The organism is Nocardioides sp. HB32 (assembly GCF_054058995.1).
Window position 1 is genome coordinate 3,906,773 of record NZ_JBSSBS010000001.1, and the last position, 22,805, is coordinate 3,929,577.

General features: G+C 71.6%; 16 protein-coding genes and 1 riboswitch. Of the genes, 6 read left to right on the forward strand and 10 right to left on the reverse strand.

Annotation, left to right across the window (positions count from 1 at the left end):
- Positions 1-36: 36 nt before the first annotated feature.
- From ACVW2K_RS19680 to ACVW2K_RS19695, 4 genes are all read right to left on the reverse strand, one after another.
- Positions 37-1,749: an SCO7613 C-terminal domain-containing membrane protein gene (locus ACVW2K_RS19680; RefSeq protein ID WP_457203662.1), complete on the reverse strand. Its 1,713-nt coding sequence runs from the start codon at positions 1,747-1,749 to the stop codon at positions 37-39.
- Positions 1,750-2,470: 721 nt separating this feature from the next.
- A complete protein-coding gene (locus tag ACVW2K_RS19685) occupies positions 2,471-3,544 on the reverse strand; it encodes a branched-chain amino acid aminotransferase (protein ID WP_457203663.1) in 1,074 nt (357 codons plus the stop codon).
- Positions 3,545-3,628: 84 nt separating this feature from the next.
- Positions 3,629-4,834, reverse strand: coding sequence for a 3-isopropylmalate dehydrogenase (locus ACVW2K_RS19690; RefSeq protein ID WP_457203664.1), 1,206 nt, complete (start codon positions 4,832-4,834; stop codon positions 3,629-3,631).
- A 10-nt stretch (positions 4,835-4,844) separates the two neighbouring features.
- Entirely contained in the window at positions 4,845-4,973 is a 129-nt protein-coding gene (locus ACVW2K_RS19695) for a hypothetical protein (RefSeq protein ID WP_457203665.1), read from the reverse strand.
- A gap of 410 nt (positions 4,974-5,383) precedes the next feature.
- On the opposite strand from ACVW2K_RS19695, the gene ACVW2K_RS19700 reads away from it, so the two are divergent.
- On the forward strand, positions 5,384-5,950 hold the full coding sequence (locus ACVW2K_RS19700; protein ID WP_028636203.1) for an O-methyltransferase: 567 nt from the start codon (positions 5,384-5,386) through the stop codon (positions 5,948-5,950).
- On the opposite strand, the gene yczE is transcribed toward ACVW2K_RS19700, so the two are convergent.
- Positions 5,889-6,578: a membrane protein YczE gene (yczE, locus tag ACVW2K_RS19705; protein WP_457203666.1), complete on the reverse strand. Its 690-nt coding sequence runs from the start codon at positions 6,576-6,578 to the stop codon at positions 5,889-5,891. The two genes, ACVW2K_RS19700 and yczE, sit on opposite strands and share 62 nt — an antisense overlap.
- Positions 6,579-6,640: 62 nt before the next feature.
- Here yczE and yczR point away from each other — a divergent pair, with 62 nt between their 5' ends.
- A complete protein-coding gene (yczR, locus tag ACVW2K_RS19710) occupies positions 6,641-8,071 on the forward strand; it encodes a MocR-like transcription factor YczR (RefSeq protein ID WP_457203667.1) in 1,431 nt (476 codons plus the stop codon).
- 57 nt (positions 8,072-8,128) lie between these two features.
- Here yczR and ACVW2K_RS19715 read toward each other — a convergent pair whose 3' ends face one another.
- On the reverse strand, positions 8,129-10,885 hold the full coding sequence (locus ACVW2K_RS19715; RefSeq protein ID WP_457203668.1) for an ATP-binding protein: 2,757 nt from the start codon (positions 10,883-10,885) through the stop codon (positions 8,129-8,131).
- Positions 10,886-11,204: 319 nt separating this feature from the next.
- Between ACVW2K_RS19715 and ACVW2K_RS19720 the strand changes: the two genes are divergently transcribed.
- Entirely contained in the window at positions 11,205-11,528 is a 324-nt protein-coding gene (locus ACVW2K_RS19720) for a hypothetical protein (protein WP_028636206.1), read from the forward strand.
- Positions 11,529-11,673: 145 nt separating this feature from the next.
- Here the strand turns inward: ACVW2K_RS19720 and ACVW2K_RS19725 are convergent, their stop codons facing one another.
- The gene (locus tag ACVW2K_RS19725; RefSeq protein WP_457203669.1) at positions 11,674-12,918 is read right to left on the reverse strand and encodes a DUF222 domain-containing protein; all 1,245 of its coding nucleotides are present in this window, start codon (positions 12,916-12,918) and stop codon (positions 11,674-11,676) included.
- 389 nt (positions 12,919-13,307) lie between these two features.
- Positions 13,308-13,516: riboswitch (cobalamin riboswitch) on the forward strand.
- Positions 13,517-13,690: 174 nt separating this feature from the next.
- Between ACVW2K_RS19725 and ACVW2K_RS19730 the strand changes: the two genes are divergently transcribed.
- Positions 13,691-16,033, forward strand: a complete 2,343-nt coding sequence (locus tag ACVW2K_RS19730; protein ID WP_457203670.1) for a ribonucleoside-diphosphate reductase subunit alpha — start codon at positions 13,691-13,693, stop codon at positions 16,031-16,033.
- On the forward strand, positions 16,030-17,034 hold the full coding sequence (locus ACVW2K_RS19735; RefSeq protein ID WP_457203671.1) for a ribonucleotide-diphosphate reductase subunit beta: 1,005 nt from the start codon (positions 16,030-16,032) through the stop codon (positions 17,032-17,034). Before ACVW2K_RS19730 ends, ACVW2K_RS19735 begins: the two co-directional genes overlap by 4 nt.
- Before the next feature lie 58 nt (positions 17,035-17,092).
- Here the strand turns inward: ACVW2K_RS19735 and serA are convergent, their stop codons facing one another.
- On the reverse strand, positions 17,093-18,673 hold the full coding sequence (gene serA / locus ACVW2K_RS19740; protein WP_457204095.1) for a phosphoglycerate dehydrogenase: 1,581 nt from the start codon (positions 18,671-18,673) through the stop codon (positions 17,093-17,095).
- 177 nt (positions 18,674-18,850) lie between these two features.
- Between serA and ACVW2K_RS19745 the strand changes: the two genes are divergently transcribed.
- Entirely contained in the window at positions 18,851-20,374 is a 1,524-nt protein-coding gene (locus ACVW2K_RS19745) for an ABC-F family ATP-binding cassette domain-containing protein (protein ID WP_457203672.1), read from the forward strand.
- Between the two features lie 12 nt (positions 20,375-20,386).
- On the opposite strand, the gene efeB is transcribed toward ACVW2K_RS19745, so the two are convergent.
- The gene (gene efeB / locus ACVW2K_RS19750; protein ID WP_457204096.1) at positions 20,387-21,649 is read right to left on the reverse strand and encodes an iron uptake transporter deferrochelatase/peroxidase subunit; all 1,263 of its coding nucleotides are present in this window, start codon (positions 21,647-21,649) and stop codon (positions 20,387-20,389) included.
- Positions 21,646-22,803: an iron uptake system protein EfeO gene (gene efeO / locus ACVW2K_RS19755; RefSeq protein WP_457203673.1), complete on the reverse strand. Its 1,158-nt coding sequence runs from the start codon at positions 22,801-22,803 to the stop codon at positions 21,646-21,648. The genes efeB and efeO overlap by 4 nt, the downstream gene beginning before the upstream one ends.
- Positions 22,804-22,805: the final 2 nt, after the last annotated feature.

Consider the following 22,805-nt stretch of genomic DNA (forward strand, 5'->3'; position numbering starts at 1 on the left):
CCGGTCGGATTCACCGGCACACCTCCTGAGGCGAGGTCAGCGAAGCGCCCCGAGGTAGCTCCCCGTCGCCCGGAGGTCGCGCAACCGGCGTTCCCACGTCACGCCGACGACGGTGAGCAGCGTCCCCGCCGACCCGATCAGCGCCCACTGCGGCACCCCGGCGAGGTACGGCGCGAGCTCGCGCAGCACGACCGTCGCGCCGACGGCTGCCCCGACGACGAGCGGCGCGCTCCAGCGCAGCCGCGCGCCGAGGAGCACCAGGACGAGGCAGGCCGCCCCCAGCGTCGCCGCCCGCAGGCTGAGCGGGTCCTCGAGCACCCAGAGCAGGGACGGCACGGTCGCCAGCAGCAGGGCTGGTCCGAGCGCTCCCCAGGTGGAGGCCTCGGGGTGCCGGCGGAGGTGGACCACCCCGACCACGAGGAGCGCGACGGCGCTCGGCAGCGTGTACGGCTCCGGCGCCGTGACACCGACGTCCCACAGCCGCACCCAGGTGGCGACCGCGAGGAGAGCGCCCCCCAGCCAGCCGATTGAGCGCCGCCCGGGCTGGAGCAGGGCGCTCACCGAGACCAGCACGCCGGCGACCGTGAGGTGCAGTGCCAGCGCGACGCTCGGGTCGTCGGCGTACCCGACCGCGAACGCCGCGGCCACGGTGGCGGCCGGCCCGGCGGTCGCCTCGATCTCCGGGCGGGGCCGGGCGATCGCGAGCACCCCCAGGATCACCAGGACAGGGACGCCGAGGTGGCTCTCCTCGACGCCGGCGACCTCGCCGAGCACCCACACGAACCCGGCCACGGTCGCCGGGAGCAACAGACCGCCGGCGAGCTGCTGGTCGGCCCGGCCGAGGCGCCACAACGTGGCCGCGACCAGGACCAGCACGCCGAGCACCACCGCGGTGAGCACGTCGCTCGGCAGGGCCACGAGCAGGCCGAGCGCGCCCACAGCGACCCCGGCGACCGACTGGCCGAGGCCGTACGTGCCCTCGTGCCGGAGGGCGTCCGCGACCAGGGCGGCGCCCAGGAGGGCCAGCCCGGCGACCACCGTCCACACCGGGACCGGGCCGAGGGCGAGGGTCCCGATCATCGCGAGGGCCAGCACGCCGGCCGGCAGCTGGGGGTTCGGGAGGCGTGGGAGCACCGCGAGGACCGCGGCGAGCAGGCCCGCGTCGCCGAGCAGGAGCAGCACCGGCACGGCGACCGGGTCGGGGTCGCCCAGGCTCGTGGTCACCGAGCCCGTGAAGGTCGCGTCGACGTCGATCGCGTTGCCGAGGGCCTGGACGGCGAGAGCCGTGGTCACCAGGCCGAGGGGCACGCCGGCCAGGACGATCGGCGGCCACGCAACCGGACGCCAGGCAGCGGGCAGGACCAGCGAGACCAGGACCCAGGTCGCGAGCACGGCGAGCGCCACGAGCCCCACGACGGTGGCGCCCTCGTCGATCGCCGGCAGTGCGACGGTCACGGTCAGCAGCGTGAGGGTCACCGCGACGCACGCGCGGACGGCCGCGACGTTCCCGCGCAAGAAGGCGACCGGCAGCAGCGAGAGCAGCGTGGCGAGGAGGAGCGAGGCGCCGTGACCGTCGAGCCAGAGCATCCGCAGGCTGGCGAGGTCGGCCGCCTCGGCCAGCCCGACGAGGAGCAGCCCCAGCCACCAGCAGGACGCGCCGGCCGCCGCGGCGACCAGCAGCGGGGTGAGCCGACGAGCCCGTGCCAGGGCTGCCAGCACCGCGTGGCCGAGGATCACGGCCACCGCCACGGTGGTCAGGGTGGTCGGTCGTCGCCACCAGTCCGGCGCCGAGCGCTCCCAGGCCGAGGACGGCGCCGGCCTGGGGCGAGATCAGCCGCGTGATGACGGCGAGCGCCAGGGCGGCGACCGTGACGGTCCCGCCGACCACGGCGAGCAGCTCCTCCGCCGCGAGGTCGCCCCACCAGCCCGCGTGGTCGGCGCCCACGACGTCGAGGACGAGCAGCCCGAGGCCGACGGTGGTGAGCGCCTCACCCGCGATCCGCAGGTCCCGTCGGCCCAGCCACGCACCCAGGCCGCCGGTGACCACGGTCAGCCCGGTGAGGACCGCCGTCCGGCCTCCGACGCCGAGCCACGACCAGGCCGCCACGAGGAACGCGACCGCGGCGACCAGGAGGCACAGTGCGCCGAGCCCGAGGAGGATCTTCGGCACCGAGAGTGCGGACACCTGGTGCCGCTGCGGCGGGTGAGTGACCGGCACGGGCGGCCGGAGCGGCACGGGTGCCGGCGCCCCCGCCGACTCGACCCGGAGCCGGGCGAGCAGCTGGTCGGCGGTGCGAAGGGCCTGCAGCAGCTCGACGGCCAGGGGCACCCGCAGGAGCAGCCCGCACGCAGGGCACGCGGACGCATCGACGGGCAGCCGGGAGGAGCAGCTGGGGCACACGAACGGATCGGCGTACGGCATGCCGCAAGCCTTGCCGGGCGGCGCCCGGCGGGGAATCGGTACGGATACTCAGACGATGCGGTGCATCCAGCCGAACGGGTCCTCGGCGCGGCCGTACTGGATGTCGACCAGCGCCTGGCGGATCCGCATCGTCAGGTCGGTGCTCGCGGGCGCCGGGGCCGACCCGCCGTCCCACTTCAGCTCGCCCACCGGGGTCACGACCGCGGCGGTCCCGCACGCGAAGATCTCGGTGATCCGCCCGCTGGCCACGCCCTCGCGCCACTCGTCGATCGAGAACCGCCGCTCCTCCACCTGGTGGCCGAGCTTGCCGGCCAGCTCGATGATGCTGGAGCGGGTGATGCCCTCCAGGATGGTGCCGGTCTCGGGGGTGACGATGGTGCCGTCGTCGTGGACGAAGTACATGTTCATGCCCCCGAGCTCCTCGACGTACCGCCCGCGCTGGGCGTCGAGGAAGACCACCTGGTCGCAGCCGTGGCCGGTGGCCTCCTGCTGCGCGACCAGCGAGGACGCGTAGTTGCCGCCGGTCTTCGCGGCACCCATGCCACCCCGTCCGGCGCGGGTGTACTCCTCGGTGAGCCACAGGGTGACGGGCTTGACGCCGCCCTTGAAGTAGGCGCCGGCGGGGCTGGCGATCACCATGAACGTGACGTGCTGGCTCGGCCGGACGCCGAGGAACACCTCGGTCGCGATCATGAACGGCCGGACGTAGAGGCTCTTCTCCCCCGCCGGGTCAGGGACCCAGCGCTGGTCGGCCGCGACCAGGGCGTCGACGGCCTGCACGAAGTCGTCGACCGGGAGCTCGGGGAACGCGAGCCGGTGGCTGGAGCGCACCATCCGGGCGGCGTTCTCCTCCGGCCGGAACGACCAGATCGAGCCGTCGTCGTGGCGGTAGGCCTTCATGCCCTCGAACGTCTCCTGCGCGTAGTGCAGGACGGCGGTCGCCGGGTCGAGGGCGAGCGGGCCGTACGGCTCGATGCGCGCGGCGTGCCAGCCGGCGTCGGGGGTCCACTCGGCCGTGAACATGTGGTCGGTGAAGAACTGGCCGAAGCCCGGGTTCGCGAGGATCTCGGCGAGGCGCTCGTCGGAGACGGGGGCGCTCGACGACGTGGTGCTGATCTCCATGGGGGACAACTTAGTAGGCCTTCCGATGAAATGGAGACGGGTCGGATGCGTCGGGATACCCGGTGAGCCGGGGATCCCGACGCCTCACGGGCATTGCAACGGCCGAAAAGTGCAGGCATACCCGGCGAGCCGGGGATCCCGACGCTTCACGGGCATTGCAACGGCCCAAAAGTGCAGGCATACCCGGCGAGCCGGGGATCCCGACGGCCTCAGCCAGACCAGACGCCCCGCGATCGCGTCGCCGACCTCGGGAGTACGGCGGGTGGTGCCCGGCTGACGGGCGGCGAGGTCGTCGATCACGGCGCTCTCGATGGCCGCGGCGGCGTCGGCGTACCCGAGGTGGTCGAGCAGCAACGACGCGGACAGGATGGCGGCGGTGGGGTCGGCCTTCTGCTGGCCCGCGATGTCGGGCGCCGAGCCGTGCACCGGCTCGAACATGGAGGGGGCCGTCCGGTCGGGGTTGACGTTGCCGGAGGCCGCCAGGCCGATGCCGCCGGTAATGGCGGCGGCGAGGTCGGTGATGATGTCGCCGAAGAGGTTGTCGGTGACGATCACGTCGAAGCGCGCGGGGTCGGTGGTCATGTGGATCATCGCCGCGTCGATGTGCATGTAGTCGGTCGTGACGTCGGGGTACTCCGCCGCGACCTGCTGGAACAGCCGCCACCACACGGCGCCGGCGTTCACGAGCACGTTGGTCTTGTGGACCAGCGTGAGCTTCTTGCGCGTCCGGCGCTGCGCGCGGGCGAACGCGTCGCGGACGACCCGCTCGACACCGAAGGCGGTGTTCACCGAGACCTCGGTGGCGATCTCGTGCGGCGTCCCCACGCGGAGCGCGCCGCCGTTGCCGGTGTAGGGACCCTCGGTGCCCTCGCGGACCACCACGAAGTCGACCTCGCCGGGGCTGGCGAGTGGTCCGGGGACGCCCGGGAAGATCCGGGACGGCCGGAGGTTCACGTAGTGGTCGAGCTCGAAGCGCAGCCGGAGCAGCAGGCCGCGCTCGAGGATGCCGGGCGGCAGGTTCGGGTCGTTGGGCCTGCCCCCGACGGCGCCGAGGAGGATCGCGTCGTGCTCGCGGATCTCGCGGAGCACGGAGTCGGGCAGCACCTCACCGGTGGCGAGGTAGCGCTCGGCGCCCAGGTCGTAGCGGGTCTGCTCGAACTTCACGCCGTCGGGGGACGCGACCTCGAGGACCTTGAGCGCCTCGGCGGTCACCTCCTGCCCGATCCCGTCGCCGGGGATGACGGCGAGCTGGAGGGTGCCTCCCGTGGTGCTGGAGTTCGAGGAAGTCATGCGCCGGAGACTAGTTGTCGTCCGGGCGCTGGCCGCCGTTGTCCCGCAGGTCGAGCGAGGCCTGCAGGGCGGCCTGGACGTTCTCGTGGCTGCGGGGGTTCTCGGGGTGGTGCTGGGCCGGACCCCAGTCGGGGTACATGTCGTACATCGCAGTGCTCTCTCTCGTGTGGGTTCGTTCCGTTGCATCAGGTGTCCGTGGTCCCGGTACACCTGGAACGAAGATGATCCGCTCGAGTGAGCGATCGGCTCGTGGATCACACGAGCTGAGGGAGAACCATCAGGAAGCGGGTCGCGCCGTGCTGCTGGGCGCTCGTTCGCCGCGGAGACATCTTCGATCCAGATGTGCCCGAACCAGGTCGGGCGGAGAGACCGTCAACGCCGAACACCGCGGCGAGGTGGCCTCTCTCAGGCCCCGCCGCGGCAGTCGATGAGTACGAAGACGCTCCGCATGGTGCTCTGACCGTACGGTAGCCGGCCGCCACCGGCCACGCGATCGCACAGAGTGTTCGACATGCGAGACACGAGGTCCGAAATGGAAGACTCGGGGCCATGAGCGCCCCTCCCGAGCTTCCCGAGGTCGTCGCGCGTGCGTTCGACGTGTCCCGCAAGGCGGGGTACGCGTCGTTCTGCCGCAACGAGACCGGCCGCCTGCTGGCCACCCTGGCCGCGACCCGGGACGGGACGATGGCGGAGTTCGGCACCGGCTGCGGCGTCGGTACGGCGTGGCTGCGCTCGGGCGTCCGCGGCGACGCGCGGATCGTGACCGCGGAGCTGGACGCGAAGCTCGCCGACGCTGCTGCCGAGATCTTCGAGGACGACCCGCAGGTCGAGGTGCTGTCCGCGGACTGGTCGACGCTGCTCGACAAGGGCCCGTTCTCGCTGCTCTTCCTCGACTCCGGCGAGCCCACCGAGGTGAGCGTCGACTCGGTCGCAGACCTCGTCGAGGAGGGCGGCATCGTCGTGCTCGACGACTTCACGCCATGCGAGCTCTGGCCGCCGCTCAGCTACGGGCGCGTCGACTCCCTGCGTGAGCAGTGGCTCACCGACGAGCGGTTCACGTCGGTCGAGGTGATGGTGGCTCCGGACGCGTCGGCGCTGATCGCGACCAAGCGCTGACGTCCCCCAGGTCGACCGTGAAGGCCGGCAGCCACAGCTGGGTGAGCGGACCGATCGCCAGCGCGTAGAGCACCGTGCCGAGACCGATGGTGCCGCCGAGCAGGACACCGACGATGACCACGGCGACCTCGAGCCCGGTGCGCACCAGCCGGATCGAGCGGCCGGTCCGCCGCGCCAGCCCCGTCATCAGCCCGTCGCGGGGTCCGCGCCCGAGCTGGGCGCCGATGTAGAGGGCGCTGGCCAGGCCGCAGAGCAGGATGCCGCCGACCATCAGCGCGACCCGCGGGACGATCGGGTCCGGCTTGTCCAGCAGCGAGAGCGTCGCGTCGGCGGCGAACCCGACGACCAGCGCGTTGGAGATCGTCCCGAGGCCCGGGGTCTCGCGGAGCGGGATCCAGAGCACCAGGACCACGAAGCTCATCAGGACCACGGCCTGGCCGATGGTGATCGGCAGGTGCTGGATCAGGCCGGAGTGGAGGACGTCCCAGGGCGCGAGGCCCAGGTCGCCGCGGTACATCAGCGCCAGTGAGACGCCGTACGCCACGAGCCCGACGTAGAGCTGCGGCAGCCGGCGCGCCAGGCGGCCGGCGCGGAGCTGGGCGATCGGGCCGAGGTCGACGAGGTTCACCCCGTTATTCTGCTGCGGGATTGGCCTTCTCCTGAATAGCCAATCGTGCGAGAGTGGCCTGCATGACCCGCACGATCAGCGCTGCCCGGGTGGCCACCCTGGTCGGCGACTTCGACCGCTCCCCCGCGTACGCCGGGCTCGCCGACGCGCTGGTGCTGCTCATCGGCGACGGACGGATCACGCTCGACACCCGGCTGCCCAGCGAGCGCGAGCTCACGGAGGCGCTCGGGGTCTCGCGGACCACCGTGACCCGGGCGTACGCCGAGCTCCGCGACGCCGGGTACGCCCGCGCCCGGCAGGGTGCCGGCACGTTCACCCGGGTGCCGGGCGGCCGCGCACGGGCCCACGACCGGGCGCTGCTCCCCCGGGCCGGCGACTCCGACGCGATCGACCTCAACTGCGCCGCACCCTCGGCGCCTCCCGGCATCGCGGCCGCCTACGCCGCGGCGGTCGCCGACCTGCCGGCGTACCTCGGTGGCCACGGGTACTTCCCCGCCGGCCTGCCCGAGCTCCAGCGCGCGATCGCGGCGACGTACGACGACCGCGGGCTGCCGACCGACCCCGACCAGATCATGGTGACACCCGGCGCGCTGGCCGCGGCGTCGATCATCGCGCAGGCGTTCACCGGACCCGGCGAGCGCGTGCTCGTGGAGTCGCCGGTCTACCCGAACGCGACCGACGCGCTGCGGCACGGTGGCGCCCGCCTCGCGGCGTACCCCGTCGACCCGGACGGCTGGGACCTGGCCGCGGCCGCGGCGGCGCTGCGCCAGACCGCGCCGCGGATGGCGTACCTGATCCCCGACTTCCAGAACCCCACCGGTCACCTGATGACCGAGGCGCAGCGCGAGGAGTACGCCGGGCACCTGCGCCGGACGCACACCACCGCGATCGTCGACGAGGCGCACCAGGCGCTGCCTCTCGAGGGCCAGGAGATGCCACGGCCGTTCGCGGCCCACGCGCCCGACACCATCACGATCGGCAGCGCGAGCAAGGCCTACTGGGGCGGGCTGCGGCTCGGCTGGATCCGGGCGCCGAAGGGCATGGGCGACCGGCTGACCCGGGCGCGGGTGAGCCTCGACCTCGGTGCTCCGGTGCTCGAGCAGCTGGTGCTGGTCCGGCTGCTCGCCGACCGCGAGATCCTCCCCGTCAACCGCGACCGGCTCCGGGGCCACCGCGACGCGCTGGTCGCCGCCGTGCGCGACCAGCTTCCGGACTGGTCGTTCCACGTCCCGACCGGCGGGCTCGCGCTCTGGTGCCGGCTGCCCGGGTCCTTCGGCACGGCGGTCGCCGCCGAGGCCGAGGCGCGGGGCGCGATCGTCGCCCCCGGCCCGGTCTTCGCGGTCGAGGGCGGCCTGGACAGCTTCCTCCGCATCCCGTGGGGTCGCCCCGCCGACGAGCTCACCACCGCGGTCGGCCGGCTGGCGGAGGCGTGGTCCGTCGTCCGTGAGCGCCCGTCCGGCCGCACGCCGACCGGGCGCGTGATGGTGGCCTGACGTACGGCGCTGGCTCTCGTGTCCAACCGCCGCGAATGGGCACCTATCAACGCGTGGTCAAGCAGGGCGAGCAGTCGTGGTGGCGCCCACGATCGCGTTCCGTAGCGGTACATGCTGATGAGCGAGCACTCGTGCCCGCCGTAGCAACTTCGCTCCCGTAGTTGCCTGGCCGCGAGTCAAGGCGGACTGGCCCGCTCGCCAGAGGCAGTACGCCTCGTCGTGCGGTCGGGGCAACTGGTGCCACTCGTTGGCAGCGCGGGTCCACCGGTCCACTGAGGGTTGACCAGCCAGGCGGGCGATCTCCGCCGCCCAGGTCGCTGCCAGAGCCTTGTTTGCTCCGAACGCCAGACTGGGCCGGAACGGGTCTCTTGCGGTCGCGTCGCGCAGGTCACGCAGGGTGTGGAGCAGGCGGTCCCGGTCGTGGTCGAGATCAGCCGAGATCTCCATCTTGTCGGCGGCCGCGCGTGCCGCAAGGCATAGCAGCGGACCGATGAACGCCGAAGCGTCCGTGCGCACCGCCCTGCGGATGACGATGAGGAGGCGGTCAAGTGCCATCTGCGGTCGGCCGGACCACAGGGAGGCTGCGGCGAACGCATCGGTCGACTCGATCAGGTTGGCGAGGCCGTCGAACTGGGACGGGTCAACCATCGCGTACCTCTCGATGGCCTCCGTGTCGAAACGCCCACGGAGAAGGTCGAGGAGGGCGCGTTCACTGTGTAGGCCGAAGATGCGTGGAACGGGGATCCCTTCGGTCATCGGGTCGATCAGCTCGGCAGCCCGGTCCACGTGACCGGCCAGGCGCAGGGCCTGTGCCACGTTGTACCGAAGGACGGCGACGATGTGGGCGTCGAAGCCCCAGGCCGTTGCTACATCCAGTGCTGGACGTGCGGCCGCGATCACCGAGTCGGGGTCAGCGGCAGCCCAGTTCAAGATCACGGTGTGCTCGATGGCGATGTGGACGTCGCCAGCCGGATCCGGCTGCGGGACCTGGATCCGAGCCGCCTCCCGGATCCGCGAGAGCGCGAGATCAAGGTCGCCGTCCTTGGCCGAATACGAGGCCAGGAGTGCCAGCAACCACCGATGCAGTTCAGGTGCCGCGATCAGGGCGCACATCTCAGCTCCCAACAGTGCGGTCGCGGCGCCCTCCTCCTCGCGACCAACAGACCAAAGCAGCCACTCCCGACGGATCAGAGCACGCACGTGGTCCGCTGAGGGTCCGAGCCCTTCGTAGATGTGGAGAGCCTTGTCCATCAGAAGCAGGGCGCTCTCCTGCTCGCCGAGGTTCCCTTGATACTCGGCCGCGCGCTGATAGATCGCTGCCGCGTCCGGACTCTCGGAGTCGGCCTGGTCTTCCATCGCCTCCTGGGCTACCGCTGCGGCGAGCAGGACGTCGACGGGGCCCAGTGCATCCATCAGCGCGAGATAGACGTCGCACTTACGGACGGGCGGCGAGCCGGCCAGCTCGTCGTCTCCGGGCCACAGCAGAAGGGCCCGCTGCCAGTGCGCCGCCGCTGCTCTCATCGCGAGTCGCTGGCCGGCAGCCTGGGCTGCGCGTATACGCCAGACGATCTCCTGGGCAGGGTCCTCGCCGAGCTGCCATTGCTCGGCGACCTCACCAGGGGATGGATCAGCAGTCCGGGCGAGTGCGGTCGCAAGCCGGCGATGTTCCTCGACGAGCTCGTGGGCCACCAGGTGCCGCCGCACGGCTTCAGCCAGCAGCGGGTGCCGCAACTCGACCTCGTGGCCCTTGGCCGAACGGAGCAACCTCCGAGCCTCCAACTCGTGGAGGCCGGCGACAAACGCGGTCGGCGGCAGCTGGGTCAGCTCCGATAACAACGAGTCGGTCAGGGAACGGTCAGCCGCGCCAAGGGCACTCACGATGGACCATGCCGGATCGCCGAGCCCTTGGATGCGCCGGTCGAGCAGGTCCGCGAGAAGTTCCGGGAGGGGCTGGCCGTCGTCGTGCGCCGCGAGCTGTTCGGTGAACAGGGGTTGCCCACGAGTACGGCGGTAGATCCTTTCCAACAGCTCAGCTGCCGGGCGATCGCCAGCCAGCAGTTCAAGCTGGACGGCCGTCTCCTCGCGGCTCAGCGGGCCCAGGACGAACGTCTCGACGCTCGGCATCCGTCGCACCCGAATACCCCAGTCGGCCGTGGCCACGGACGTGGCCGGGTCCTCGAGACGCCACGTCCCCACCATTGGCACATCCACGCCGCGAGACACCAGATGCTCGAGCAGGTCCAGGGTCGAGGGGTCGGCCCAATGCAGGTCCTCCACCAGGACCGCGAGCGGCCGGACCGCGGCGAGCGAAGTCCAGGCCGCCGAGACCGCCGAGAACATCCGGTGCCGCCACCAGTCATCCGCCGACATCCCCGGGGTGTCGTCGGCCTCGCCGAGCTCGGGCAGCAGCCGACACAGCACCGCCCGCACGTACGGCGCGCACCCGGCGAGGCCCTCCTCGAGCCACCGGCCCTCGTCCACCTGGTACGCCGAGCGAAGGACGTCGGCGATCGGAAGCAGCGGCACCTGGGTCGACAACGGACGGCAGGTACCCCTGGCTACGAACATGTTGCGCCCAGAGCCAGCCGCGAACCCCGCCGCCGTGTCGACCAGCCGGGTCTTCCCCATCCCCGCCTCGCCGGTGACCAGCAACAGACCGCTGCCGGACTCGAGGTGCCGCCGGACCGTAGCCAGCTCGTCACGGCGCCCGGCGATCGGCGACCCCGGAGTCGAAGCGGGACCACTCGCGGCTAGCCACATCCTGCGGAACTCATCGACGTCACCGCCCATCGCCTCCACGACCAGCTCCAGCACCCCCCACGACGGCAGCTTGGGTGAAGAGAACACCGTGGCGACCGTTGTATGTGAGCAACCCGCCTCCCGGGCGAGCGCCCGCAGGCTCGGCCAGCCCGCCTCGTGGTGCAGCGCATGGAGCGAATCGACCAGGTCTCGTTGGGAACCCGGCTGGACCTCGGGACGTGCGAGCCGTCCTCCAGTACCTCCCACAGCACCTCCCGCGCGCACGACCGCTGGAATCCAGCATCCTCTCGTTGGCCAGTTCTGTCAGGCGGCGTAAAGCGGGCCCCGGACGGCTTGACGGTGGTGGTCCAACCTCACTGCAAGGAGCAGGGCCATGAACACGAACACCACCACGAAGATCATCGCCGCAACCACCATCACGATCTGCCTCGGCACCGCGTGGGCCAGCCCGGTCCACGCCACCACCAACCACCACGGGCAGACGATCGCTGTCCGGACCGAGCCGGACCCCGGCCAGCTGATCGGGCAGCGCAAGGCGCGGGCTGCCCACGACTTTGTCGCCTACGCCGCCGCCAGGGCGCGGTACGCCGCCCTCGCCCGGCCGGCCGTGGAGCCGAAGGATGACCGTCACCGCAACGACCCGCCGCGGCCGTGCACCAAGTTCCCAGACCTCTGCGGCATCACTCCGACGCAGTAGGGCACCCTGCACGGTGGCAGCCGACTCATGGCCGCACCCAAGTGGCCCTGGTCGACCGCACTCACTTGCCGCGATCAGCGAACTCTTCGACCCGCGTCTTACCGCGCAAGAGTTGCAGCGCCTCACGACTTTGAACGCGTTCGGCCTACGTCCGTCGGTGGAAGGTGACGTCGCCGTTGGGGTGGTAGTTCGTCTGGTACCTGGTGTCGTGGGCGCGGTTGTGGTGCCAGTGGCAGAGACTGACGCCGTCGGCGAGGTCGGTGTGGCCGCCGTCGATCCAACGGGTCTTGTGGTGGGCGTGCAGGCTGGCGCTCCGGTCGCAGCCCTCGGCGCGGCAGCCGCGATCCCGGACCAGCATCGCGGTGCGCTGGGCCTCGGTGAAGTAGCGGCGCTTGCGCCCGACGTCCAGCGGCTGGGAGTCCCCGCCCAGGACGACGGGGATGATCCCGGCCTCGCAGGCCAGCCGGCGGGCCACGCCGGGGGAGATCGTGCCGCCGGTGTCCAGCACGCAGGCCTTCTCCTCCAGGCGGCCGAGGAGGACGTCGAGGTCGATCAGGACCACCGTGGTCGCCGACACCCCACCGGTGCGGGGCAGGCGGTCGGCCGGGTACCGCTCGATGAGCTCGCACAACGCCTGTCCCATCGCCTCGGGGGTCGGCGGCCGGTCGGCGGCGGCGCCGGCGCCCTTGGTGGCGTTCTGGTGTTTGGACGCGGCGATCGCGGCCAGCATCCTCTTCAACGCCGCCCAGTGGTAGGAGGGCAGGGTGCCGGCGAAGTGGGCCTTGCCCTTGCCGTCGTCGTATCCGGACAGCCGGCATGCCTTCGCCGCCGCGTTCTCTTCTTTCGCCAGGAGCGCGGCTTCGCGGGCGTCGGCCTCGTCGGGGGCGATGACCTCGAACAGCCGCTTCCCCAGCCGGTTCAACGCGTGCGCGTCGTGGTGGCGGGCCTGCTCCAGCAGGTGGGCCTCGGCTCCTGTGACCTTCTCGGCCGGGACGGTGTCGGGCAGGTCGTCGATCCAGTGGACGATCACCCGCGCCTGCTCCACATGAAGGTGGCCGGCGGCCAGGGCGTCGCGGACCGCGGTATGCGCGTCCAGGTCCCGGCCCAACCGCACCGCCGCGTGGGCCGCCGCACGGGTGGTGTTCGTCTCGTGTGCCAACCACGCCGCCGCACTGGATGCGCCCTTGTCCTGGCCGACGTGCAGGTCGTCGGCGTGTGCAGCCACCCGGGCTCGCAGCTCGGTCGCCTGGTTGATCGCCCGGGTCAGCTCGACCAGGGTCGCGGCGGTCTCCTCAGCGTCCATGGACCACACCGACGCGTCGGCCACCGCGTCGGCCGCGGCGCGCATCTGCGCGGTCGCTGCCGACACCCGGTGCCGAGGTGTGGCCATCGCTCTCATGGGACTACTCAAGCACCGACCACCGACATTGACGGCGCTCAGAACCCTTGTATCCACAGGGTTCTGGACATTTCGGAAGGCAAATCTCTGTCGACCTCAGGTGGTGGTTTCGAGGCGGTTGCTGCGCAACCTCCTCAACCCGGGGCGTGCGGTCAGCGAGCCGGGAAGCGACGGCGACCACCTGCCTGCCGTCCCCGTCGCTGCCTGTCGGCCGCAACCCCGACGGACCGGTGAGGTGCTGGCAGTCGACGTCGCCGCGCCCGCCGTACCGGGGTCTCGACAAGCTCGACCACCGGAGAGCCGGGAGGCCGGGTGATGGTGGCCTGAGCCGGACACGCCGACACAAGATGTGGTCCCACACTTCCCCGACCGTCCTACATATGGTGGCGGACGCAGCTGGTTCGGCGCTCCAGCCAGGGACGCCGAGGCAAGAGGGAACCCGGTGAGAGACCGGGACTGCCCCGCAGCGGTGAGTGGGAACGAGCGCCGTCATCAGCACTGGAGAGATCCGGGAAGCGACGGTCAGTAGGGGTCGAGATCGTTCGACGTGCCCACGAGTCCGAAGACCTGCCAGCGCACCCCGCCCGTCGGGCGGGGTGGTCCGAGGCCTCGTGGGACGGCCGACGGCTCGTACGACGTACGCAGGTCCCCGGCTCGCCCGGACCCGCAGTCGTACCTCCGTCGTCTCCTCACGACCCCGGACCGTCGGGACCGATCTCGCGAGGAGAGAGAAGTGACGGTCACAGCAGCATCCAGCCGAGCAGTGGGCAGGACCTCGATGCAGGTCCGCAAGCGCAACGGCGACAGCGAGCCCGTCGACGTCAACAAGATCGTGCGGGCGGTGGACCGCGTCAGCGGCGACCTGGCGGACGTCGACCCGATGCGGGTCGCGACCCGGACCATCAGCGGGCTCTACGACGGCGCCACGACCGCCGAGCTCGACCGCCTGTCGATCCAGACGGCCGCGGAGATGATCGGCGAGGAGCCGCAGTACTCGCGCCTCGCCGCCCGGCTGCTGTCGGGCTACATCGACAAGGAGGTCCGCAACCAGGGCGTCGCGTCGTTCAGCCAGTCGGTCTCGCTCGGCCACGCCGAGGGCCTGATCGGCGACGAGACCGCGGCGTTCGTGAAGGACAACGCCCGCAAGCTCGACTTCGCGATCGACGACCGGGCCGATCGCCGCTTCGAGTACTTCGGCCTGCGGACCGTCTACGACCGCTACCTGCTGCGGCATCCCTCGACCCGGCTGGTGGTCGAGACCCCGCAGTACTTCCTCCTCCGGGTGGCGTGCGGCCTGGCGCAGAGCCCGGGCGAGGCGATCCGGTTCTACCGGCTGATGTCCTCGCTCGCCTACCTGCCGAGCAGCCCGACGCTCTTCAACTCCGGCACGCGGCACACCCAGATGTCCTCGTGCTACCTGGTGGACAGCCCCCGCGACGACCTCGACTCGATCTACGCGCGCTACGGACAGGTCGCGAAGCTGTCCAAGTTCGCCGGCGGCATCGGGATCGCGTTCTCCCGGGTCCGGTCGCGCGGCGCGCTGATCCGCGGCACCAACGGGCAGTCCAACGGGATCGTGCCGTTCCTGCGCACCCTCGACTCGTCGGTCGCGGCGGTCAACCAGGGCGGCCGCCGCAAGGGGGCCGCGTGCGTGTACCTCGAGCCGTGGCACCCCGATGTCGAGGAGTTCCTCGAGCTGCGGGACAACACCGGCGAGGACGCCCGGCGCGCCCACAACCTCAACCTGGCCAACTGGATCCCCGACGAGTTCATGCGGCGGGTCGAAGCCGACGAGGCCTGGTCCCTCATCGACCCCGGCCAGGCCCCGGAGCTCCCGGACCTGTGGGGGGAGGCGTTCGACGCGGCGTACCGCCGGGCCGAGGAGGACGGTCGTCTCGTCCGCCAGGTGCGGGCCCGTGACCTCTACGCGAAGATGATGCGCACCCTCGCGCAGACCGGCAACGGCTGGATCACCTTCAAGGACGCGGCGAACCGCACCTGCAACCAGACCCGGGACACGCCGGGCGGACCGGTCGTGCACCTGTCGAACCTGTGCACCGAGATCATCGAGGTCTCCTCCGACGGGGAGACCGCAGTCTGCAACCTGGGCTCGATCAACCTGGCCCAGCACCTGCTCGCCGACGCGGTCGACTGGGACAAGCTCCGCGAGACCGTGCGCACCGCGGTGCCGCTGCTGGACCGGGTGATCGACATCAACTACTACCCGAGCGAGGAAGCGGCGGCGTCCAACCCGCGCTGGCGCCCGGTCGGGCTCGGGCTGATGGGCCTGCAGGACGTGTTCTTCGCGCTCAGGATGCCCTTCGACTCCCCCGAGGCCCGTGAGCTCTCGACCCGGATCCAGGAGGAGATCTACCTGACCGCGCTCGAGGTGTCGTGCGACCTCGCGAGGCGACACGGCCCGCACCCGTCGTACGACGAGACCCGAGCGGCCGCCGGCGTCCTGCAGCTCGACCACTGGGAGGCCACGCCGCACCAGACCGAGCGCTGGGAGGCGGTGCGAGCCGACATCGCCGCGCACGGACTGCGGAACTCGCTGCTCGTCGCGATCGCACCGACGGCGACCATCGCCTCGATCGCGGGCTGCTACGAGTGCATCGAGCCCCAGGTCTCCAACCTGTTCAAGCGCGAGACGCTGTCCGGGGAGTTCCTCCAGGTCAACGCCGCCCTCACGCGCGAGCTGAAGGCGCGCGGGCTGTGGACACCCGAGGTGCGCGAGGCGATCAAGCGCGCCGAGGGCTCGGTGCAGGGCCTCACCGCGCTGCCGGAGGACGTGCGCGCGCTCTTCCGCACGGCGTGGGAGCTCCCGCAACGCGCGCTGGTCGACATGGCGGCCGACCGCTCGCCGTACGTCGACCAGAGCCAGTCGCTCAACCTCTTCATCGCCGGCCCGTCGATCGGGAAGCTCTCGTCGATGTACCTGCACGCCTGGAAGTCCGGGCTGAAGACGACGTACTACCTGCGCTCGCGACCCGCGACGCGGATCCAGCAGACGACCGTGTCGGTGGCTGTCCCTGACGCGGCGTCCGACACCGCAGCCGTCGTCTGCTCCCTGGAGAACCCCGAGACCTGCGAGGCGTGCGAATGAACCAGATGCTGTTGGACCCCGGCATGAACCTGACCCTGCGGCCGATGCGCTACCCGCACTTCTACGACCGCTACCGCGACGCGATCAAGAACACCTGGACCGTCGAGGAGGTCGACCTGCACTCCGACCTCAAGGACCTCCAGCGGCTCAGCGACGCCGAGCGGCACCTGGTCTCGCGGCTGGTGGCGTTCTTCGCCACCGGCGACACGATCGTCGCCAACAACCTGGTGCTGAACCTCTACCAGCACATCAACTCGCCGGAGGGCCGGCTGTACCTCTCCCGCCAGCTGTTCGAGGAGGCGGTGCACGTGCAGTTCTACCTGACCCTGCTCGACACCTACGTCCCCGACGAGACCGAGCGACACGAGGCGTTCGCCGCGGTCGACAACATCCCCTCGATCAAGGCGAAGGCGGACTTCTGCTTCCGGTGGATCGACTCGGTCTTCGACCTCGACCGGCTCGAGACCCGGGAGCACCGGCGCAGGTTCCTGCTCAACCTGATCTGCTTCGCCGCCGTCATCGAGGGGCTCTTCTTCTACGGGGCGTTCGCCTACGTCTACTTCCTGCGCTCGCGGGGCTTCCTCAACGGCCTCGCCTCGGGGACGAACTGGGTGTTCCGCGACGAGTCCATGCACATGGCGTTCGCCTTCGAAGTCGTCGACACCGTCCGTGCCGAGGAGCCCGAGCTCTTCGACGACGAGCTGGCTGCCCAGGTCCGGCAGATGCTGGTGGACGGAGTGGACGCCGAGGCGCAGTTCGCCGACGACCTCCTCGGCGGGGGTGTCGCCGGCCTGTCGACCGCCGACATGCGCTCCTACCTGGAGTACGTCGCCGACCGGCGCATGGAGCGCCTCGACCTGGAGCCGATCTACGGGTCCCGGAACCCGCTCGCGTTCATGGAGCTCCAGGACGTGCAGGAGCTCTCGAACTTCTTCGAGCGCAAGGTGTCCGCCTACCAGGTCGGCGTCACCGGGGTCGTCGGGTTCGACGAGGACTTCTGAGTGCGGCGGGCGGGGCAGCCGGGAACGGTTGCCCTGCCCGGCTCACCCGGACGAGCCGTCAGACCAGGTTGACGGCCCGGACGGAGCCGGCGTCGATCGCGTGCTGGATGTCGGCCAGGGCGTCGTGCGGGATGGCGGTGTCGACGGAGAGCGCGACGAGCGCATCGCCGCCGGGGGCGGTCCGGGAGACCTGCATGCTGCCGATGTTGATGCCGGCGTCCCCCAGGATGCCGCCGACCGTCCCGACCATCCCCGGGCGGTCCTGGTAGGTGAAGAACGCCAGGTGCTCGGCCGGCTCGATGTCGACGTCGAAGCCGTTCACCTCGACCAGCCGCTCCTTCTGGTTGATCCCGACGAGGGTCCCGCTGACCGAGACCTGCGAGCCGTCGGCGAGGGTGCCGCGGATCGTGATGAGGTTCCGGTGGTCGGGGCTCTCCGGGTCGGCGACCAGGCGTACGGCGCAGCCGCGCTCGGCCGCGAGCAGCGGCGCGTTCACGTAGGAGACCTGCTCCTCCACGATGTCGGCGAAGACGCCCTTGAGCGCGGCCAGCTCGAGCACCTTGACGTCGTACTCGGTGATCTCGCCGCGGACCTCGACGTCGACCTGCTGGGCGACCTCGCCGGCGAGGCCGGTGAAGACGCGGCCGAGCTTCTCGGTGAGGGGGATGCCGGGCCGGACGTCCTCGGCGATCACGCCGCCCTGGACGTTGACCGCGTCCGGGACCAGCTCTCCGGACAGGGCGAGGCGCACCGAACGGGCGACCGCGATGCCGGCCTTCTCCTGGGCCTCGTCGGTGGAGGCACCGAGGTGCGGGGTGGCCACGACGTTCTCGAGCTCGAACAGCGGGCTGTCCGTGCACGGCTCCTGGCCGAAGACGTCGAGACCGGCGGCCGCGACCCGCCCCTCCTTGAGGGCGGCGTACAGCGCGACCTCGTCGACGATGCCGCCACGCGCGGCATTCACCAGCACCAGGGACGGCTTCACCCGGGACAGCTGCTCGGCGCCGATGAGCCCGACGGTCTCCGGGGTCTTCGGCAGGTGCACGGACATGAAGTCGGCCTCGGCGAGCAGGACGTCCAGGTCGACGAGGCGGACGCCCATCTGGGCGGCGCGCCCGGCCTGGACGTAGGGGTCGTAGGCGATCACGTTCATGCCGAACGCCGAGAGACGCTGCGCGACGAGCACGCCGATCCGCCCGAGTCCGACGATGCCGACGGTCTTCTCGTAGAGCTCGGTGCCGGTGTAGCGCGAGCGCTTCCACTCGCCGTTCTTCAGCGCGGCGTGCGCCGGCGAGACGTGCCGGGCGGCGGCCAGCATCAGTGCGACCGCGAGCTCGGCAGCCGAGACGATGTTGGAGGTCGGGGCGTTGACGACCATCACGCCGGCCTGGGTGGCGGCCCGCACGTCGACGTTGTCGAGGCCGACGCCGGCGCGGGCGACCACCTTGAGCCGGGTCGCGGCTCCGAGCGCCTCGGCGTCGATGCGGGTGGCCGAGCGGACCAGGACCGCATCGACGTCCACGATCGACCGGAGGAGCTCGTCGCGGTCCGCACCGTTGCAGTGGCGGATCTCGAACTCCGGCCCCAGGGCCTCGACGGTCGCCGGGCTGAGCTCCTCGGCGATGAGTACGACGGGCATGCTCACAGCGGTTGTCCTCGACGTGGTGCGGACAGGTGACGGCACGGCGCTGTGCTCCTCGTGACTGTACCCGACCGGTCCGCGTAATCGGCTGGCGTCCACGAGCGTGCCGACCTAGCCTTGCGCCATGGAGCTGTGAGACGTCCCGTCCCTTCCCGACCTCTCCCAGGAGTCTCCATGTCCTCGACCGCCGCGGTCGTCTCCGCGTCCGGCCTCACCTTCACCTGGCCCGACGGCACCCCCGTCCTGCGCGACCTCGACCTGCTCGTCAGCCCGGGCCGCTCCGGGCTGGTCGGCGTCAACGGCGCCGGCAAGTCCACCCTGCTTCGCCTCGTCGCAGGCCTCCTGCGGCCCACCGCCGGGCACATCAGCGTGGCGGGCGAGATCGCCTACCTGGCCCAGGACCTCACCCTCGACGTGCACCAGCCGGTCGAGGAGTTCCTCGGCATCGGGGCGGTACGCCGCGCGATCCGCGCCGTCGAGTCCGGCGACGTCGACCCGTTCCACTTCGACACCATCGGCGACGACTGGGACGTCGAGGAGCGTGCGGTGGCGGAGCTGGCCCGGCTCGGCCTGCCCGGCGACGTGCTCGACCGGCGGCTCGGCGAGCTCTCCGGAGGTGAGGTCACCCAGCTCGGCCTGGCGCGGCTGCTGATCCGGCGGCCGGACGTGCTGCTGCTCGACGAGCCGACCAACAACCTCGACGCCGACGCCCGCCGCCGGTTGTACGACGTCGTCGAGGGCTGGAGCCGGTCGCTGCTCGTGGTCAGCCACGACCGCGAGCTGCTCGAGCGGATGGACCGGATCGGTGACCTGCGGGACGGCTCCGTGCGCTGGTACGGCGGCGGCTACTCCTCCTACGCCGCGCAGGTCCAGGCCGAGCAGGACGCCGCTGCCCAGGCGGTGTCGAGCGCTCGCTCGGACCTGCGCAAGCAGCGCAACGAGCGGGTCGAGGCCGAGCGGATGCTGGCGGGTCGCAGGCGCGCCGCCCACAAGGCCGAGCGCACCACGGGACTCGGCAAGGCCGTGATCAACGCCAAGAAGCAGCAGGCCGAGGAGTCGGCCGCGCGGCACCGGCGCGTGCAGGACGACCGCGTCGGCCAGGCCCGCGAGCGGCTCGACGAGGCCGAGACCCGGCTCCGGGAGGAACGCGAGATCCGGATCGACCTGCCCGGCACCGAGGTGCCCCGGGGGCGGGTCGTGCTCGAGAGCGAGGACCTCCGGATCAACGGGCCCGACCGGATCGGCGTCGTGGGGCCGAACGGCTCCGGCAAGACGACGCTGCTGCACCGGCTGGTCGACCAGGCGCGGGTGCCGGTGGCGCTGCTCCCCCAGCGGCTCGACGTGCTCGACCCCGACGACACCGTCTACGGCAACGTCGCCCGTCGAGCACCCGGTGCGGACGCGAACACGGTCCGGGCCCGGCTGGCACGCTTCCTGTTCCGCGGCGCGACCGCGGACCGCAGGGTGGGTGACCTGTCGGGCGGCGAGCGGTTCCGCGCGACCCTGGCCGCGCTGCTGCTGGCGGACCCGGCGCCGCAGCTGCTGCTGCTCGACGAGCCGACCAACAACCTCGACTTCGCGTCGTACGACGCCCTCGTCTCGGCGCTCGCGTCGTACCGGGGCGCTCTCGTGCTCGCGAGCCACGACCCGGCGTTCCTCGACGACGTCGGCGTGGACCGCGTGGTCGACCTCGGCTGACCCGGCCGGGCGCTAGGCGAACAGCGCCTGGCCGACGTATTCGCCCGCACCGATGCCGGGCGGCACGGCGAACAGGGCGGAGCCGGTGACCTTGACGTACTCCATCAGCGCGTCCACCTTCGCCATCCGGTTCTGCACCGGGATGAACTGGGTGTCCGGGTTGCGCATGAACGCGATGAAGAACAGGCCGGCGTTCAGCCCGCCGAGCGGGTCGCTGCCGTCGACGAAGTTGTAGCCGCGGCGCAGCATCCGGACGCCGTCGTTGAAGTCGGGGTGCACGACCCGGACGTGGGCGTCGCGCGGGATGACGGGGCCGTCGCTGCCGGGCATCGAGAAGTCCGGCTCGGTGAACTCGGTGCCGCCCGAGAGCGGAGCGCCGCTGGCCTTGGTGCGGCCGATGAAGTCCTCCTGGTCGCCGAGCGACTGGCGGTCCCAGATCTCGATGTTCATGTTGAAGCGGCGGGCGACGAGGTAGGAGCCGCCGGCCAGCCACGCGGCCTTCGCGTCGTCGCCGTCGGCGACCCAGACGTGCTGGGCGACGTCCGACGTCTCCTCCGCCTTGACGTTCGCGGTGCCGTCCTTGAAGCCGAACAGGTTGCGCGGCGTGGACTGCGAGGTCGAGGTGGTCGACGTGCGGCCGAACCCGAGCTGCGACCAGCGCACGGCGACCGTGCCGAACCCGATCCGGGCCAGGTTGCGGATCGCATGCACGGCGACCTGCGGGTCGTCGGCGCAGGCCTGCACGCACAGGTCGCCGTAGGACCGCTCGGGGTCGAGCACGTCGGCCGGGAAGTGCGGGAGCGTGCGGAGCGCCTCCGGCTGCCGGTCGGCGATGCCGAACCGGTCGCGGCCCCTGGCGTCGCGGAAGAGCGTGGGGCCGAAGCCGAACGTGATGGTCAGGCCGCTCGCGGACAGCCCGATCGCCTCGCCGGTGTCGTCCGGTGGCAGGTCGACGGCGCCTTCGGTGGGGCCGATCCGGCCGGCGGGCAGGCCGCGGGTCATCCGGTCGGCGGCCTCGGTCCACGCCTCGAGGAGCGCGATCAGCTGTGCCCGGGAACCGGTGGTGACGTCGAACGCCGCGAAGTGGAGGCGGTCCTGCGCGGGGGTCGTGATGCCGGCCTGGTGGGCGCCGCGGAAGGCGAAGGCGTCGCTGCCGGTGGCCCCCGGCGTCTCGTCGGCCGCGGTCGCCCGTCCCGCCGCGAACGCGCCGACGGCCAGGCCGGCGGCGACACCCCCGCCGACCAGGCCTCGGCGCGAGACGCTCGGCGTGCTCAGGAGACCACCACCGCCGTGAGCTCGGAGAGCGGCTCGGCCAGCGCGTTGACGGCGTTCGCGAGCTGCCGGACCTCGGCGTGGCTGAGCCGGTCGTAGGAGACGAACCCGTCGTCGGTCTTCTGCGCGTCGAGCAGCTTCTGGAGCGCGGCGAACCGCTCCTCCAGGGTCTGGGCGAGCTCGGGATCCTTCTGCTCGACGATCGGCTCGAGGCCTTCGTAGCCGACCCGGGCTCCGTCGACGTTCGCCTGGAAGTCCCAGAGGTCGGTGTGCGACCAGATCTCCTCCTCGCCGGTCACCTTGCCGCTGGCGACCTCCTCGAGCAGGCCGCGGGAGCCGTTGGCGATCTGGTCGACGGTGTAGGTGAGCTTCTGGGCCCGGCCGTCGAGGGTCTCGATGTTGCCCAGCAGGTCATCGGCGTAGAACGCGCGCTGCTTCGTCGAGAGGGGGGTGTAGCCGGTGGCCGGCGGCCAGAGGTCCTTCTCGATCCGGTGCCAGCCGGTCCACTTCTGACCGGGCTCGAGGTCGGCCTCGCGCGCGTCGGTCTTGGGGTCGAGGTCACCGAAGGACTCGGCGACGGTCTCGATCCGCTCCCAGTGCACCCGGGCCTCGGGGTAGAGCGCGCGGGCGGCGTCGTCCTCGCCGTTCGTGTAGAGCTCGACGAACTGCCGGGTCTTGGCCACGAGCTGGTCGGACTGGTCCTGCACGTAGTCCTCGTAGCTCTCCAGGGCCTGGTCCACCTGCTGCTGGTCCCCGGCGGAGACGCTCGGCTCCTGGTCCGACCCGGTGACCGTGAAGTCGGCGCGGATGCCGTCGCCCTCCATGCCCGGCTTGCAGGCGGCGACGTAGTCGCCCTCGGGGGCGCTCACGACCAGCTGGCGGGAGAGCTGCGGGCCGATGTTCTCGACCTCGCCGACGATCCGCTGCCCGTCCTCGCCGAGCAGGTAGAACTCGGTGACCTTCGAGCCGTCGTTGGTCACGTCGAAGGTCAGCGTGCCGGAGGGTGCCTGCGCGCTCGACAGCTCGCAGCCGTCGTCGGTCGAGGTGACCGAGACGGTGCGGGAGTCGCCGGAGTCGTCCGCGGCCTTGACGTTCTCGGTGCACGCGGCGAGCAGGGGCGTGGCCAGGAGCAGGGCCACAAGGGCAGGCTTGCGCATCG